At 49.6% G+C, this 16,872-nt stretch carries 15 protein-coding genes and 1 tRNA gene; 2 read left to right on the top strand and 14 right to left on the bottom strand.

Going from position 1 to position 16,872, the window contains the following annotated elements; translation table 11 throughout:
- Positions 1-92 precede the first annotated feature (92 nt).
- A complete protein-coding gene (locus tag ABFZ84_RS05360) occupies positions 93-521 on the top strand; it encodes a hypothetical protein (RefSeq protein WP_369312907.1) in 429 nt (142 codons plus the stop codon).
- A 149-nt stretch (positions 522-670) separates the two neighbouring features.
- Here ABFZ84_RS05360 and ABFZ84_RS05355 read toward each other — a convergent pair whose 3' ends face one another.
- The 14 genes from ABFZ84_RS05355 to rpmI all read right to left on the bottom strand — a co-directional run bounded on the left by ABFZ84_RS05355 (position 671) and on the right by rpmI (position 15,518).
- Entirely contained in the window at positions 671-3,556 is a 2,886-nt protein-coding gene (locus tag ABFZ84_RS05355; protein WP_369312906.1) for a type I restriction endonuclease subunit R, read from the bottom strand.
- 3 nt (positions 3,557-3,559) lie between these two features.
- Entirely contained in the window at positions 3,560-4,228 is a 669-nt protein-coding gene (locus ABFZ84_RS05350; RefSeq protein WP_369312905.1) for a hypothetical protein, read from the bottom strand.
- A gap of 38 nt (positions 4,229-4,266) precedes the next feature.
- Complete coding sequence (locus ABFZ84_RS05345; protein ID WP_369312904.1) at positions 4,267-5,496, bottom strand: restriction endonuclease subunit S; 1,230 nt, start codon at positions 5,494-5,496, stop codon at positions 4,267-4,269.
- The gene (locus ABFZ84_RS05340; RefSeq protein ID WP_369312903.1) at positions 5,496-7,097 is read right to left on the bottom strand and encodes a type I restriction-modification system subunit M; all 1,602 of its coding nucleotides are present in this window, start codon (positions 7,095-7,097) and stop codon (positions 5,496-5,498) included. The genes ABFZ84_RS05345 and ABFZ84_RS05340 overlap by 1 nt, the downstream gene beginning before the upstream one ends.
- Positions 7,098-7,215: 118 nt before the next feature.
- Positions 7,216-8,238: a tyrosine-type recombinase/integrase gene (locus tag ABFZ84_RS05335; protein ID WP_369312902.1), complete on the bottom strand. Its 1,023-nt coding sequence runs from the start codon at positions 8,236-8,238 to the stop codon at positions 7,216-7,218.
- Positions 8,235-8,717 carry a helix-turn-helix domain-containing protein gene (locus ABFZ84_RS05330; RefSeq protein WP_369312901.1) on the bottom strand — a complete coding sequence of 161 codons (483 nt, stop codon included), beginning with the start codon at positions 8,715-8,717 and terminating at the stop codon, positions 8,235-8,237. Before ABFZ84_RS05330 ends, ABFZ84_RS05335 begins: the two co-directional genes overlap by 4 nt.
- Entirely contained in the window at positions 8,717-8,920 is a 204-nt protein-coding gene (locus tag ABFZ84_RS05325) for a helix-turn-helix transcriptional regulator (RefSeq protein ID WP_369312900.1), read from the bottom strand. Before ABFZ84_RS05325 ends, ABFZ84_RS05330 begins: the two co-directional genes overlap by 1 nt.
- Positions 8,921-9,025: 105 nt before the next feature.
- Complete coding sequence (locus tag ABFZ84_RS05320; protein WP_369312899.1) at positions 9,026-9,724, bottom strand: hypothetical protein; 699 nt, start codon at positions 9,722-9,724, stop codon at positions 9,026-9,028.
- Positions 9,725-9,775: 51 nt separating this feature from the next.
- Positions 9,776-10,966, bottom strand: a complete 1,191-nt coding sequence (locus ABFZ84_RS05315) for a tyrosine-type recombinase/integrase (protein ID WP_369312898.1) — start codon at positions 10,964-10,966, stop codon at positions 9,776-9,778.
- A gap of 165 nt (positions 10,967-11,131) precedes the next feature.
- Positions 11,132-11,207, bottom strand: a tRNA-Thr gene (locus ABFZ84_RS05310).
- Positions 11,208-11,285: 78 nt separating this feature from the next.
- Positions 11,286-13,694 (bottom strand): phenylalanine--tRNA ligase subunit beta, encoded by a 2,409-nt coding sequence (pheT, locus tag ABFZ84_RS05305; RefSeq protein ID WP_369312897.1) that lies wholly within the window; start codon positions 13,692-13,694, stop codon positions 11,286-11,288.
- A 7-nt stretch (positions 13,695-13,701) separates the two neighbouring features.
- Positions 13,702-14,778, bottom strand: a complete 1,077-nt coding sequence (pheS, locus tag ABFZ84_RS05300) for a phenylalanine--tRNA ligase subunit alpha (protein WP_369312896.1) — start codon at positions 14,776-14,778, stop codon at positions 13,702-13,704.
- A gap of 170 nt (positions 14,779-14,948) precedes the next feature.
- Complete coding sequence (gene rplT, locus ABFZ84_RS05295; RefSeq protein ID WP_369312895.1) at positions 14,949-15,305, bottom strand: 50S ribosomal protein L20; 357 nt, start codon at positions 15,303-15,305, stop codon at positions 14,949-14,951.
- Positions 15,306-15,317: 12 nt separating this feature from the next.
- The gene (gene rpmI / locus ABFZ84_RS05290; RefSeq protein WP_369312894.1) at positions 15,318-15,518 is read right to left on the bottom strand and encodes a 50S ribosomal protein L35; all 201 of its coding nucleotides are present in this window, start codon (positions 15,516-15,518) and stop codon (positions 15,318-15,320) included.
- Positions 15,519-15,905: 387 nt separating this feature from the next.
- Here rpmI and ABFZ84_RS05285 point away from each other — a divergent pair, with 387 nt between their 5' ends.
- Entirely contained in the window at positions 15,906-16,871 is a 966-nt protein-coding gene (locus tag ABFZ84_RS05285; RefSeq protein WP_369312893.1) for an aspartyl protease family protein, read from the top strand.
- Position 16,872: the final 1 nt, after the last annotated feature.

Genomic DNA, 16,872 nt, shown 5'->3' with positions numbered 1-16,872 from the left:
GATTACATATTGGGAAAACTTGTCAGATACCCGGTGCCGTTCATGACGATTTCTTACTCTGCCGCAGCGGCTATCATAGCATTTTTTTGGCGATGGCGCTCAGCCAAAGGGATGGGCAAAAAGACCTAATAATTCACTTCAAGGCTTTGCTGCCCGCCGTGCTGGCCCCTATTCTCCGTGAATTGATTATCGTGTCCAGAGCTTACAACCTCGCGACCCATCTTGTAGGTGTAGAATTTTCTATTCGAAGGCTGCTGGGCCCGGCTATTCTGTTCTACACCCGCGCACTGGTCTCGCCGACACAAATCAGCTTTTCCAATCGCAATTTATACGACGCTGGTTGTCAGCATGACGCATGCGGATCTACGCCATTATTGGTTGCGTCGCCGCATCTGTTCTTTTTGCCTGGGGCCTTATTCGAATGGGCGGTGGCGCAAGGAGTTTTTTGTCGGCATCAACACGCAATATTTGAAGGCTTCGCAAGGCGGACATTAAGCGCAGTGCAATATTCGCAGGTATAAACGAACACACTCGTGTTCGTCCAGCCTATGGTGCGCATAGGTGACTGCGAATATTGCTATATACAATTGTTTTTAAATAATTATTTCAATTGTATTTTGAGCGATACCCCCAATGATACCCCCACATTTTGGCGGTGGGTTTAGGGCATTTATACGGCTCCCATATCGTCATCAAATCGACGGATAAGCGCAATGATCTTCTCGGTAACGCGCTCGACAATTTTCTTCCGCTCTAAGACTTTAGGCTTTTCGACGAGCGCGGCAACCACTGTATCGCGGAGCGGTGTCTGTCCGGTGAAATGATAACTTTCGATAATGCTCTCGATTTGATCCGGACGCAGCCCTTCCTCTTCACAGAGCGTCGCCAAAGCGCTTTGACGCTCTTCGGTCCAGTAAGCCTTGAACGCAACGGCAACATCCTCGCCCTTCTTCACCTTCGGCATATGTTCCGCGATGAACCGTTCAATCAACTCTTTCTTGCTACGCAGTTGCGCCTCTGATCCGAGAAGGTCGCTAATGGCCTTGCGCTTTTCATTGGCGTCTTTCTTGCTCTTCGCATCGGTTTTCTGATCCGCCTTATGCAGATCAGCCAAGAGCGCCAGAATATACGCGACATTGATCTCGTCTCGCTGGATTAGCTCTAACTCAAAATCGATATCATTGATGATAGACGATTGCTCGCCTTCGCTGTCGTTTCGGGTTTTGTCGTATATATCGAGATATTTGCTCTTATAGTCTTCGAAGGTCTGCTCTTCGATATCGAGGTCCTCGAAGGTAAAATCGGAAAATCCGCCAAGTATATTCTTGAGGCGTATTAGCTGGCGGAATGCCTGTACAAAGGCGAGTTCCTCTTTTTCGCTCGGTAGCTCGTTGACGCTATCCACTGTGGGCGCGATGTTAAATAGATGCGCGAGCGCTTCGTTGAATTGTTCCACATAGTCGCCATAAGGCTCCATGAGGATGACTTCGCTGGCATTCGGATTAGAGAACAGCGCAATCGCCTCATCGGTTTTCTTCTTGAGGTTACGGAAACAGACAATATTGCCGTGTGATTTGAGATCGCCCAAAATCCGGTTCGTGCGCGAAAATGCCTGAACCAAACCATGATATTTCAGGTTCTTGTCTACATAGAGCGTATTGAGCTTTTTTGCGTCAAAACCGGTCAAATACATATTCACAACGAGCAGAATATCGACGCGGTCTTTATCGTCGAAGCTGTCTTTCTCACGCTCTTTGATGCGCTTGGCGATGTCTTTGTAATAGGCGTAAAAGCCCTTTGAATCATTCGCCGAATGCTTGGTGCCATACATGGCGTTGTAATCGGCAATATAATCATTGAGCAGATCGCGCGAATGCTTGCTTTTGGTCTCTTCGGTCCGGATATCGAAATCCGGTTCCGGAATATTTCCATCCGCGTCGGCGTCTTCTTCGTTCGGCGTGTAAGTGAATATCGTCGCCACACGAAGCCCATGTTGCCCGGCCTCTTTCTTGGTTTTGAACGCCTCATAATATTTGGTCAAAGCCTCGACACTGCTCACGCAGAACATCGCCGAAAACGCGCGATTATGCGTCTTTCGGTCATGATTGGCGATAATCCAATCAACGATTCCGCTTATACGGTCTTCGTTTTCAAAAAACTCTTTTGTGTTGATGCCCGCGACTTCTTCGTCGATTAAGCCGCCATCTTTTCGTTTGAGCTTGCCCCAATATTCAACGGAGAATTTCAGAACATTCTCGTCGCTGATCGCATTGGTGATTACATATTTATGCAAGCATAAATCGAACAGGTCCTTGGTCGTACGCTTTCCTAGCTCATTACGGACGGCGTTCTTTTCAAGAATAGGCGTTCCGGTAAAACCGAACATTTGCGCGCGGGTGAAAAATTCTTTTATCCGCTTGTGGGTTTCGCCGAATTGCGAGCGGTGGCACTCGTCGAAAATAAAAACAATTCGCTTGTTGGCGAGTTTCTCCAGCTGGTCCCGATAGCGTTTTTTATGAATAGCCGTATTGAGCTTTTGAATCGTCGTCACGATCAGGCGCGTATCATCGGTTAGCTGATTAACGAGCTTTGCCGTGTTGCTGGTGCTGTCGACACTGCCTTCGGAGAAGTAATTAAATTCCCGCGCGGTTTGATAATCGAGGTCCGCCCGATCAACACAGAAAACAACCTTTTCAACCGTGGGCAGATCATCGAGAATTTGCGCAGCCTTAAAGCTGGTCAGGGTCTTACCCGATCCCGTCGTATGCCAGATATAACCGTTTTTCTCGGTGTTCTTAACGCGGTCGACCAACGCCTCCACCGCGTAATATTGATAGGGGCGCAACACCATCAAAAGTTTGTCGGATTCGTGCAAAACGATATATTTGCAAATCATCTTGGAGACGTGGCACTTCTCCAGAAAAGCCTCGGCAAACTGATTAAGCTGCGTGATTAAATTGTTGTCGCGGTCTGCCCAATAGAATGTTTGCTTGAATGTTTGGCGTCTGTTGTTCGCGTAATATTTTGTATTGACGCCATTCGAGATCACAAAAATCTGCACATATTTAAACAAACCATTCCCGGCCCAATATGAATGCCGGTGATAGCGATTGACCTGATTGAACGCCTCTTTCAATTCCAGCCCGCGCCGTTTTAATTCGATCTGCACAAGCGGCAAACCATTAACGAGCAACGTCACGTCATAGCGGTTGTCGTATTTGCCTTTGACTTTGACTTGTTGCGTCACCTGATATTGGTTGCGACACCAATGTTCCATATTCAGGAATTCAATATAGATATTGGTTTCGTCATCGCGGCGCAGGTTGAATTTATCGCGCAATGTCTTGGCGCGCTGAAACTCGTTCCCCTTATCGAGGTGGTTCAATACCCGCGCAAACTCCGCGTCGGAAAACGTGACCTTGTTGTGTTTTTCTAGTTGGTTTTTGAGGTTCGCCAACAACGCGTCTTCATCGCGGATGGTCACCCGCTCATAACCAAGCGTCGTCAACTGATCGACAAGGTTGTCTTCAAGAACTTGTTCGGGTTGGGTGGTCACGAATTAACGACTCCGCGCCTTAAAATACAACAAAACGATAGTCATAAAGACGCCAACCAGCATCACTATTTTAATTGGTGTGGGGATGAATCCAAAAAATAACTCTACGAACATCAGCCCAAGCGCGAGAAAAACTGCAAACTTATTTGAAAACGCCGTTGCTGAATTCTCGTGGTTCCAATAGCGGTCGAATCCGCGCAAATTCGACTTTTTAAAATGGAACAAAGCTTTGTCTCCGTCTCCAAAATCGTTCTTAGGGAACAACGACCGAAACACGTCTTGCGGAAGCTCAATTACGTCCTCTTTATTATCTGCTGTTCGACTCCACATGACCTCTATATCACGGCCTAAAACCGGGTATTTTTGTTTTTTGTGAGGGCCAAGACTGAAAATTTCCAGCCGTTGACCCTTCTTGATATTCATGCACTTAAAAACGTTTTGATGAACCCGAACAGCATCTACGTTCTCATCTAAGTGTATAGTCAATTCCGAGATCTGGCTTTCCTGCAGCATTAATCGCGGCTGCCGAAAAAATCGACAAAATTGATTAATTATCGGATCAATTAGCACCCCAAAGATAACTCCGGAGAGAACCAATACCACTGACAATTCTATTGGAATTTCTGAAATACTGTGAAAAATACTTCTTATCTGATCGGTGAGATTCTCCATACCGCCCCCGCACCTATATTGCCCAGCGTCGAGAATACTTAAATAAACATCTGTTGCAATAGACCCTTTTTAAAGGTTTCGGTGCGGTCTATCTGTTGCGCCACAGCATCAATCTTGGCGTCGATGGCCGAGAGAAAATCCGCGATTTTTTGTTGTTCTTCGCGGTGAGGAAGACCTAACAGGCAATGGCCGATTTCACCGAGATTAATTTTCCGAGGAAATGCGACATGTATCGTTCTTTTGTGTAATTCTTGCTGAAATTCTGACGAACGAATGCATTGTAGTAGAAAGGAAGGAATAACGTCACTGGTACATTTGATTAGCGCCAAGCTAACGTAGAACGACGCGCGAACATCCCAATCAATGATACGTGCAGTACCTATATCGCCTATTCTTGTCATTAGGATATCATTTCTCTCTAAGGAAACCCGGTTACATTCGCTCGCATAGACCTCCTCGGCTATATATTTCGTTTTCGAAAAATCATTCGCAGTAACATGCTCGACACTATAGAATGGGACGCCTGACTTTACGTATTTTGGTGTCTGATGGGTTCCATCGTATATTGCGGAAACCTCCCCCAACTTCTTTTCTTCCCAACCAGGGTACGGAGTGCCGTCGTCGCGGGTGAAGCGGATTTTTTGGGAAAAGATTTGCTGCATCGCGCCGCGCTTATAGTCGGATAGGAGATCACGCTTTTTGCGCAGCGCCGCCAGCCGGTCATCCACCGCCCCCAAAAACGCCGCGATTTTCTTTTGTTCGGAGATTGTCGGAAGAGCAACCTTAATAGAACCCAAGTCTCCAGCGTTGTAGGACGGCAAAGCACCTATCTGAGCAAACTTCGAAAATATAATCGTACCAAACAGGCATGCCAAATAATCATAGTCGATTAAATCACTCGGAACAAACGCCATCATATTGTTATCAATAAGAAAATTTTCAGCCTTCCGTTTTCGCTCAAGAAAAATTGCGGCACCAACCTTTGCAAATATTATCGCGCGCGAATAAATCGGTCTGTATCCTAACCGTTTGATATGATCCGCCGTTAGATAGTTGTTCGCAGTTGTGATTTCCGTCTCATTTCCTATTAGGTTCATATCTGATACCTTAAGAAACGGAACGCCTTCTTTCCCACCTTGTTCAATCTCCGGAAACCCACTGCCCGACTTAAACTTGCCCGTAGAATCCAACCTTCGGACATTCCAACAATCCTCAAACTCAGGAAAGCGCAGTTTCGGAACACTCTTTTCGTTAGCCGATTTCGCCATCAGACCGGCGCTCCGATACCAAGCTCTTTACAGAATGTGCGAATGGCGTCGTCGGTTTTGGCCATGCCTTTCTCAATGGCTTTCAGCTCACGGACGACTTCGGTCAAGTCTACCGGTTCTTCTTCCTCGAATGTGTCCACATAGCGCGGGATATTGAGGTTGAAATCATTTTCCTTGATTTTATCGATTGACGCGCGGTGAGAGAATTTTTCCACCACTGACCGGTCGCGATAGGTATCGACGATGCGGGCTATATCTTGGGGGCGAAGATGGTTTTGGTTTTTCTGTTTCTCGAAGTGGGCGCTGGCGTCGACAAACAAGATATCGTCTGGGTTTTCGCGGCATTTTTTGAAAACCAGAATACAGGTGGGGATTGAGGTGCCGTAAAAAATATTAGCGGGCAGGCCAATCACCGCGTCGAGCCAGTTTCGATCTTCGATCAGAAAGCGACGAATATGCCCCTCAGCCGCGCCACGGAACAACACCCCATGGGGCAGGACCACCGCCATTTGGCCATTATCATCGAGCTGATACAGCATATGTTGCACGAAGGCGAAATCAGCCTTTGATGATGGGGCAAGCTTGCCATATTGGGAAAAGCGATCATCGCTTTCAAACAGCTTACTGGCGCTCCACTTGGCGGAGAATGGCGGATTGGCGACCACCGCTTCGAACCGCTGTTCCAGATGTTGGGGGCGCTCTAGGGTGTCTTCCTGGCGGAGATCAAAATTGCGGTAATGGACATCGTGCAAGATCATGTTCATCCGCGCGAGGTTGTAGGTGGTTCGGTTCATTTCCTGCCCGTAATAGGCAGAGACGATTTTGACCTCTTTTGAGACGCGCAACAAAAGCGAACCGGAACCGCAGGTCGGGTCATAAACGGATTTCAGTTTCGATTTACCGGTGGTGACGATCTTGGCGAGGATCGTTGAAACCGATTGGGGGGTGTAAAACTCCCCGGCCTTTTTGCCTGCTCCCGCCGCGAATTTACCAATCAGATATTCATAGGCGTCGCCAAGAACATCGGAGTCGATCTTATCGAGTTCGAAATCGATCTTGTTCAGCTCAAACAAGATTTTGGTGATCAGTTTGTTTTTGTCGGCTTCGCTTCGTCCCAGCTTGGTCGAGCTAAGGTCGAGGTCTTCGAACAGCGAGGCAAAGTCGTCTTCGCTTTCGGTGCCCATGGTCGAGCGCTCGATATTAGTTAGAATTCGCGCCAGATCGCCAAGGATGAACTTGCTCGCGCCTTCGGCATGGTCACCGTCTTCACCGTCGTCGGTGGCGTTGGCGCGCCCCCTAAGTGCGACCTCGCCGAACAATTCAGACGGACGCAGGAAGTAACCTAGTTGCAGGACGGCCTCTTCCTGAATCGCCGTAAGATATTCTTCGCCCTCGTTGGAATTTTCATCAATCTTCAGATAATCGATGCCATCTTCCGCCAAGATCTTGTTGGCATAGAGATACATCTTTTCGGAGAGGTATTTGTAAAAGATAAAGCCGAGAATGTAGTCGCGGAATTCATCGGCGTGCATCTTGCCGCGCAATGTGTCGGCAATATTCCACAAAAGCTGTTCGAGTTTTCTTTTCTGTTCGTCCGTCATTTTCTTATTCTGTCCTCAGCTTTGTGATTCGCCGCAGACTAGCCCGCGTTGCCCGGCGAATCGAGCGCCAATGGAAGCCCCACCGGCGCTGATTTGCTTTTGGGTCTTGCGCTCTTGATTATGCTGCGAGGTTTTTAATGATCTCGGCCTGGCGTTGGCGGCTGACCGCGCCATAGCTTGTAAAGGTCGTCAGCACATTCTCATGGCCAAGGTTTTGCGACCATGCCTTGAACTCTTCCGGTGTTTTGCAAACGCGCTCGCCATATTGGACAAGCGTCTTGCGGAAAGAATGAGGGCCAAAGCGCTCTATGCCCGCCGCCTCGAAGGCTTCGCCAATAATTTTGCGAATAGCCGCCGCGTTTGACCAATGGGCACGATCCAAGCCCACCGCTTGGAATTTCCGCTCGGAACCAGTGGAAACCTTGGTCTTCGGGAATAGTGGGTCATCAGGACCGAACAGCTTGTCCTCGCGCAGATATCGCACCCATTCCTTCACCGCTTCGACAAGCTCGGTCTTCATAGGAAAAAAGGTTGTGTAAATTGTCTTTGACGCTTTGGTGTTCACCTCACGCGGGTCCTGAAAGACCTTTCCTTCTATCATATCCACATGCTTGAGCTTGAGCGATGCCAATGCGCCGTCACGGATACCGGTGACGAGCAAAAACGCAAACAAAGCACGATTGCGCTTCTCAATATCCGATCCATAGGGCATTTGCCGAAATGCGTGGAGCGCCTGCTCCATCGATGGGAATGGCTTTTCGCGGTGGGCATGGGCGACAGTCTCTTCTTTGGCGGAAAGGTTGAAATATTCGGCATCTGATTGACCAATCCGCGACTTAAAACCGGGTTGCCACCGCAGCCAATTAAAGAACGCCTTGACCAATCGCGTATTGGCACTGATCGTTGTGATGGATAGGGGCAGTCCGGTTTTTTCATTCTTTGATTTTTTCAGCATCTTCTTAAACTCCATTGCTTGCTTAATGTGAAACGATTTGAAAGTCTTGAAATCGGTCGATTGCTCGAACCGAATTATCGCCGCCGCTGATTTGTCTATCGACGCATCGCTTTGCCTTGCGGCTTCGCGCAGATAACGGAAATATTTTCGTTTGATCCGCTCGTTTTCTTCGTTGAATTTTCTCATTCGCTTTGCTTCTCCGCTTGCTGAGTGTTTACGGGGGGATTGGTGGGTTCCTTTAGGCTGTTCACGCAAGCGGAGCGCGTGACCACAAGATCCGGCGCGATTGCCGATATCTTCCCCTCCTGAACGAACCGGTTACAAAGGTTCGTGCAATCGGCACACAGACCAACCAGCAAGCCCGCACCATTCTCTTTCGGGATGAATTCCACCTCGGAATCGAACGGAACTTTTGGCTCCCGGCACGTTAGACAATAGAGCTGATTTTCACCGAGCGGTGATTTTCGCTCTTTTGTCCGTTTGCGATGAAAGACGAGAAGGTCCTCACCGATGATCAAGTAAGGCTTCTTAGCCCGCAAACATCGCAACCCGCTCGACACCCATCCCCTCACGGTTTGCTCATGAACATTGAGCAATTCCGCGACCTCTTCGAACGTGTAATTCCGATTTTTCTTGATCGAGCGAAGGTTGTATCGCTTCGCCATTAGGCCGCGTCCTTTGGTTCATAAAGGGCGCGAACATCCTCCGCTCGCCAGACTGTGGTTCGTGGACCTAGCTTTTCGGACTTCGGAAAGCGCCCGTCTTTTACACCCGCCCACCAAGTTGATTTGGAAACGGGTATCGGTCCCGCTGGCGCGAGAATCTGATTTAGACGGACAAAACCAGTTTTGGGGAATGGGACGTTCAAAAACTACCTCCTTGGTATTCGTTAGACCAAGAAATAGTTAAATCGTCTCAACACCCCTGAGTCCGAAACTGGCAGAGGTAAAACTGATTTCAGTTTCCCCCCAACCTATTTCGGTTCGGCCGCTAATTCGGCTGATTCTCTCAGCCAATTGCGTACTGTATCTACATCGATCTCCATACCGGCCCGCTCGACCGCACTTTGTATCTTTGAAGCTGAATGACAAATCTTGGCGTTTGACTGGTAGCGATACTTATCGATCGCCATGCCAAAAATCATTTTCAACAAACTGGTTCTTGCTTTCGGATTAACTTTTTCAGCTTCAATCTCTAATTGTTTTTCTCGGATTTCTTGCCATTTGCGTTCTCGATATTCGGCAAGCTCTCTCGCATTTTCTTCAAGCTGAATTTCCTCCAGATAGGACTTTTCTTTAATCTCGATTGCATTTTCATTTTGTTGTCTAAAAACAAAAGAACCGCCTGTCTGCGTTTTATTAACCGCTATTTTTAGACGTTCAGGCACAGAAATTTTTTTTAACTCTGCCCACACAATAAAGTCTTTTGGCAGAACATACCCATCCCACCCGAAGGCAACCACCGCGCGCATAAGCATAAACAGTCTATTTTTATATAGAGGGATGTCATTGATATTGAATATTTTTTTCTGATCCAGCCCTTCGAACGGATTTCGCGGATCAATGCAAAGCGAAAGTAAAACAGCCTCCTTCTCGGTCCATCCATCCAACGAAGCATACAGATCAAGGAACTCCATGCTTTTTTGTGATTTATTTTGAGTTCTCTTAGACATTAATCCTCCCACTCATTTCGAGAAAATCAAAATCATATTCATTACTTATTTTTATTGAAACTGTTTTATGCTGTTTAAATGTTCCGCCCACCACTCAGCCATGCGAACGCGTTCGTCCCAAAACTCCCCGCGCGCATAAGCCGCCCGAACTGAATTTTTATCGATATGAGCTAACGCCCGTTCAATCGCATCTGGATTCCACAATCCTGATTCATTGGCGAGCGTTGAGAAGGTTGCGCGAAATCCATGCGCCGTTACCTCGTCACCAGTAAATCCCATTCGCCGAAGCACGGCATTGAAAGTTGCGTCACTGATTGGCTTTTTGCTTGACCGTAGGGACGGCAAAAGTAGCTCGCCATAGCCCGTAAGCTCTTTCAACTCGTCCAAATAGCTGATCGCCGCCTGGGGCAGTGGAACACGATGAACGCGGCGCAATTTTGTTCGCTCGGCTGGGATCGTCCAGACCGCTTTATCAAAATCGAACTCATCCCATTTTGCGCCGCGCAACTCTCCCGGTCGAGGATAGAGCAAAATCAATAATTGCAATCCAATTCGGGTCGTTGGCTGACCGGTGTTAAATCCATCTATCGCCCGTAATAACCCGCCAAGCTCCCGCTCATCGGTTATCGCGGCCCTTGGCTTTTGCGGTGGTCGGGCCAAAACACCGTGGAGCGCTGGCGTAGGATCTGCATCTATCCAGCCAAGCGACATGCCATAACGTAGAACAGCACTGATCATCACTTTGAGCCGCCGCGCAGTCTCAAACGTCCCGCGCGCCTCGACCTTCTTGAGCGCCTTTAAAATCGTTGGGGCTTTGATCTCCGTGACCGGCACATTACCAAATTCAGCGCAAGCCATATCCAGCACCCAGCGGTTCTTTTTCAAAGTCGACTCCGCCCGCCCATCGTTCTTTTGTTTTTCGAGAAATTCGCTCGCCAAGCGCTCAAAGACGCGCTCTCGTTCTTCGAGCCTCTTTTCCTTTTCGGCCTTTCGGGCTTCGCTCGGATCAATCCCCGCCGCCAACTGCTCCCGCGCCGCATCGCGCTCTTTACGAGCCTTCGCCAAGGTCAAATCTGGATAGCAGCCAAAAGACAGCAGCTTCTCCTTGCCGAGAACCCGGTACTTGAACCGCCAGAGCTTTGAACCGCTCGGATTGACCAATAAATGAAGCCCACCGCCATCAGCGATCTTATAAGGCTTGGACTTCGGCGCAGCATTGCGAATTTTGAGGTCTGAAAGCATGTTTGGGGGTATCGCTTTGGTGAGAGTTTGGAGATACCCCCACATATACCCCCAAATACCCCCAACCGTAAGGGACCATATCGGACCACAAACGACGCAAATGCGGCCTACATCATTGTTTTATCTGTATTTTTAGGTAAAATTGGTCGGTAAAAAATTTCAATATGGTGCCGCATAGGTGACTTGAACACCTGACCCCATCATTACGAATGATGTGCTCTACCAGCTGAGCTAATGCGGCCCAATTTGTGGCGGGAGGGCGTCATAACTTGGCGGCGCGCGTTCCGCAAGCTGGTTTTGATGCCCTGCCCCGTTGATTTTAGCCCCTGAGTGATCCGCCAGTTGCCTTCTCTACCTGCGCCACGATTTTGGCGGAAATAGCGTCGATTTCGTCGTCGGTGAGGGTTTTTTCACGAGGCTGAATCGTAACCTCGACGGCCAAAGATTTCTTACCCTCAGCTACACCTTTGCCTTGGTAGACATCAAATAACGAAACGCTGGTTATTAGCTTTTTCTCTGCGCCGCGTACCGCCTTAAGCAAGGTTTCGGCGACAATGTCGTCGTCCACAACGAAAGCAAAATCACGAGTAAGAGGTAACAGTTCTGACGCATCAAGCGCCGGACGTGTTTTAGTTGGTTTCTTTTTTGATGCCGGGATGGCGTCAAGAAACACTTCGAAACCATGGACCGGCCCCTCGACATCCATCGCCTTTAGAACGCCGGGATGGATTTCGCCGAAATGCGCAATGACTTTTGGTCCGAGGCGTAGGACACCGGATCGGCCGGGGTGGAAATAAGTTGGCGCATCCGTCGTCGTTTGAAGGCTAGCAACCGGCGCGCCAGCCGCCTCAGCGGCCGCCATTGCATCAGCCTTAACCACAAAAACATCCGACGGCGGATTTTCACCTTGCCAATGTCGCGCGGGCGATGAATGGCGCGCGCCCGTCGCGACACTTACCTGATCTTCGGGCTGATCACCATGGTAAACCGGCGCGACCTCAAACAACGCTAAATCATCGCGACCACGATCAGCGTTGCGACCCAAAGCGCTTATCAAATTTGGCAAAATTGTTGGCCGCATGACACTTAGGTCTGACGCAATTGGATTGGCCAATACCAATCCCTTTTTGCGCAACTCCTTTTCATCCGCAAACAAACCAACATAACGCTCATCCATGAATGACCATGTCACAACTTCGAGCATTCCGCGCATTGCAAGCGCCCGGCGCGCCAAACGGCGACGATTCTGACCTATTGTCAGTTTCGGCGTTTCGACTGGCTTCAATAGCGGGAGTGTTTCCGTAGGCAAATGCGCAAACCCGACAACACGTGCAATTTCCTCAACGATGTCGGCCTTGCCCTCTATATCCGGTCGCCAGGTCGGGACATCCACCTGCCAAGGGTCACTTTTTGCAACACCAAACCCAAGCGCATTGAGAATTTTCTCAGCGCCCTCAGGCGGAACATCCATGCCAGTGAGGCGTTTCACCTCTGATGGCGGGAATAAAACATTCCGTTCAGGTGTCGGCACTGTCCCGGCGAGTTCGATTTCACTTGGGCTACCACCGCACATATCGAGAATGAGCTTGGTCGCCATTTCTAGACCGGGCACCACAAATGCCGGATCAACCCCACGCTCAAAACGATAACGCGCATCAGACGCTATGCCCGTCTTGCGGCCTGTTTTCGCTGTACGCAATGGATCAAAATAGGCGCATTCGACAAAGACGTTCACCGTCTCTTCTGTACACCCCGTTTCTTCGCCACCCATGATGCCGCCAAGGCCGAGAACGCCATTCTCATCGGCGATCACACACATAGTTTCGTCAATGGTGTATTCTTTTCCGTCGAGAGCAAGAAATTTTTCGCCGTCCTTACCCATTCTGGCGACGATCGCACCTTTTAATTTGTCAGCGTCGTAAACATGGAGAGGACGTGCACGATCATAAGAAACAAAGTTCGTTACATCGACCAATGCGTTGATAGGGCGCAACCCAATCGCACGAAGCTGATCTTGAAGCCACTTGGGCGATGGTCCGTTTTTCACACCCTTAATCAAGCGACCAGAAAAAGCAGAACAGGCGTCGCTGGTAGCCGAATCAAAATGCAGCTCAACCTTTTGCGGACAGGGATATTCGCCCGATACCGGCTCAGGGGTTGGCGTGATCAACGTACCTAACCCCGCAGCCGCGAGGTCACGCGCCACCCCATTCACGCCGTTCGTATCTGGGCGATTTGGCGTAACTTCAAAGTCGATAACCGGATCATTTAGTCCGTAAACCTCGGCAACAGGATCACCCACTGAGGCGTTTTCCGGGGCCTCGATAATACCGTCATGATCATCGCCCATTTCAAGCTCACTGACTGAACACATCATACCGTGACTTTCAACGCCGCGGATTTTAGCTTTTGAAAGTGTTACATCCATACCGGGCACATAAGCACCAACCGGCGCGTAAGCAACCTTAATGCCGGCGCGCGCATTAGGCGCGCCACAAACGATCTGCATCTCACCATCTTTTGTGGCAACCCTACAAACCTTGAGTTTGTCGGCATCGGGATGTTTTTCTGCATGCAGAACTTCGCCAATCGTGAAGGCAGCCAAACGTTCCGCAGGGTTTTCAACGCTTTCAACCTCAAGACCGACAGCGACCATTGCATCGACAATCGTATCAAGGTTTGCATCGGTTTCTAGGTGTTGCTTCAACCAGCTTAATGTAAATTTCATCGTCCTGTTACCTGCTCAAACCTGTCGCCAAATTCGGTTGATCGACCGGATCGAACCCATAGTGCTCTAACCATCGTGCATCGGCAGCAAAGAAATCACGCAAATCCGGAATGCCGTATTTCAGCATCGCAAGACGATCGACGCCCATCCCCCAGGCAAAACCCTGATACTCATCAGGATCCAACCCGCAATTCACGAGGACATTTGGGTGCACCATGCCGCACCCCAGAATTTCCATCCAGTCAGCACCCTGACCAAATCGTATCTCTTTGCCGACGTGCTCATACCCAATATCCATTTCGGCGGACGGTTCGGTAAACGGAAAAAAGTGCGGACGAAAGCGTGTTTTAACTTCTTCGATCTCGAAAAAAGTTTTCACAAAAGCCTCAAGCGTACCTTTGAGGTGGCCCATATGGGCACTCTTGTCGATCACCAACCCCTCGACCTGATGGAACATCGGCGTGTGCGTCTGATCAGAATCACAACGATATGTACGACCAGGAATGACGATCCGAATCGGTGGCTTTTGTGATTTCATCGTACGAATTTGAACCGGCGATGTATGGGTACGGAGCATTTGGCGTGTGCCGTCCTCGCGCGGTTCAAAAAAGAACGTATCATGCATTTCACGCGCCGGGTGATCAGCTGGAAAATTCAATGCCGTAAAATTATGGAAATCGTCTTCAATGTCTGGCCCCTCAGCAACATCGAAACCCATCGCCGAAAAAATCGCGACGATCTCTTCGGTAACCTGAGAAACGGGGTGTATCTTCCCCTTTGGTTCAGGGCGGATCGGCAGCGTTACGTCAACCTTCTCCGAGGCCAGCCGCGCATTCAGCGCTGCTGCTTCTAGGGTTTGTTTCTTTGTCTCGATCGCATCGCCGATACGGGTCTTTAGACCATTCAATACCGGGCCCATCTCTTTGCGCTCTTCGGGACTCATCTTGCCAAGCGTTTTCATGCGCTCCGAGATGACGCCCTTTTTGCCTAGCGCGCCAACACGCAAACCTTCAAGGGCGGATTCGTTTTCGGCGCTGTCAATCTTTGCCAACAGGTCGGTTTCAAGTTCCTGCAATTCGGACATGCGGTCCGGTCTCCAATTTGTCTGCTAAAGAAAAAGCGTCACTCGTTTCCGAATGACGCTTTAGCGATTTTGTTGATGGGCGTCACCCGGTAGTTCCTGTGGTGGACGACCCAAATGCGGTTTCTGCTGTTCAGCCACCTCGGATTAGATCCGAGATGCCAGTAAAAGCATTAAGCGAGTGCCGCTTTTGCCTTTTCCGCGAGGGCCTTGAATGCCTCAGGCTCGTGCACTGCAATATCAGCGAGAACCTTGCGGTCTACTTCGATGCCTGCGCGATCGAGCCCGTTGATAAATCGGCCATAAGTAAAGTCTAGCTCACGGCAAGCAGCGTTAATGCGCTGGATCCAGAGCGAACGGAAGTTACGCTTACGGACGCGACGGTCGCGATAAGCATATTGGCCAGCCTTTTCGACGGCCTGATTAGCTACGCGGAACGTATTTTTACGGCGGCCGTAGTAACCTTTAGCCTTACCGATGATTTTTTTGTGGCGGGCGTGGGCGGTGACGCCTCTTTTAACTCGTGACATGACAGCGTCTCCTTAGCGGTTATAGGGCATGTATTTTTTGACGATCTTCGCGTCAGCATCCGAAAGCACATCCATGCCGCGATTTTGGCGGATTTGCTTTGGTGTACGCTTGATCATGCCGTGGCGCTTGCCTGCAACACCGGCTTTTACTTTGCCGCTTGCTGTCATTTTAAAGCGCTTTTTCGCGCCAGATTTAGTCTTCATCTTGGGCATTTCGCAATTCCTTAAAGGGTCCTTTCGGACGTGCAACAAGGTCGCCAAGGCATGCCATTCCCGAGTTCGGGGCCCGACGACCGTCTGAGAAAGCGGGGGTTATACCCTGCGAAGCGCTGATAGCAAGGGGGTTGGCAACCAGATTGCGAGAAAAACACCTACTAAAAGCGCGATTATCGACAGAATCATCAAAGCGTGCCGAATGTTGGGTGGCGGACCGAGAATTATATGAATCACACAATCTCAATCACTTTACCGAGTGTAGCGCTCTAATCGTCTCTCTGGCAGGGCCACAACGGTGACAAGCTCCTCGCACATAGCATATTCTTTTTGATAGGGCGCAAAGCCAATCAGTGGGTTGGCCATCAAAGGGGAGATGGGGCGCGGATGAAACATGTACTGAGCTTAGCCATCGCTGTCGCGAGCCTAGTCTTTGCACACCCCGCTTTTGCGCAATCCGTCACCGATCAGGAAAGTATCGCAGAGATCCCCTACCGCCTTCGGTATCAAGGCTGGATTACGGTAGATGGGACGGTCAACGACCAAGGCCCCCATCATTTTATAGTCGACTCCGGTGCGACAATCACTTCGGTCTTCGAAAACCTTTCCCGAACCCAAGAATTTATCCCTGCCGATCGGGCCGACATTCGAATTCTCGGTCTTTCCGGGGCACAGGCACTCCCGGCATATGAAATCGGTACAATCGATTTTAACGGAGAGCGGCTGGACGAACATGTCGGGGTCATTCTGCCGGATTGGCTGCCGCCCAATGTGCCTCCTCAAGGGGTGCTCGGCCTCGATTTCTTGGTTCGATACAAAGTGCATATTGATGCAAATCATCGCCTTATCCGACTTTATCCCCCTGACAGTGATGTAAGGCCCAATCAAAAGGGCTGGTCGCGAACCGCACTAAGGCCAATCAGCATTACCGAGAACGCCACGCCATTACATACGGTAAAGGTCCAAGTTCGCGGTGCTTATATTTCCTGCATCGTCGATCTTGGTGCATCAGGCACTATTTTTAACAAAGCGGCCCTGCGTGCAATGTCAGCGGGACTACGTGTGAATGTCGATCGCGGTGGTGGTATGACAACGGGTTCGAGGATCAATGACATCTTTGATAACACAGCCCGCGTTCTTCCGATTAAAATCACGCGACTTCGCATTGGCCAGGCAATCTGGCGTAACAAAATTTTCCTTGTTTATGACGCACCAATTTTTGCGGAACTCAAGAAAAGCACACGCCCGTTTTGTCTTTTAGGCGCAGATCTTTTTGCTGATCGCAGCATCATGTTCGATTTTGACGATGAAAAGCTGTATATCGGTCCCGTACGCGGGTCTACTACAGGTTAAA

The sequence above is a fragment of the Hyphococcus lacteus genome, from assembly GCF_041058985.1.
Classification (GTDB): Bacteria; Pseudomonadota; Alphaproteobacteria; order Caulobacterales; family Parvularculaceae; genus Hyphococcus; species Hyphococcus lacteus.
This window is presented reverse-complemented; position numbering and strand designations above follow the sequence as displayed.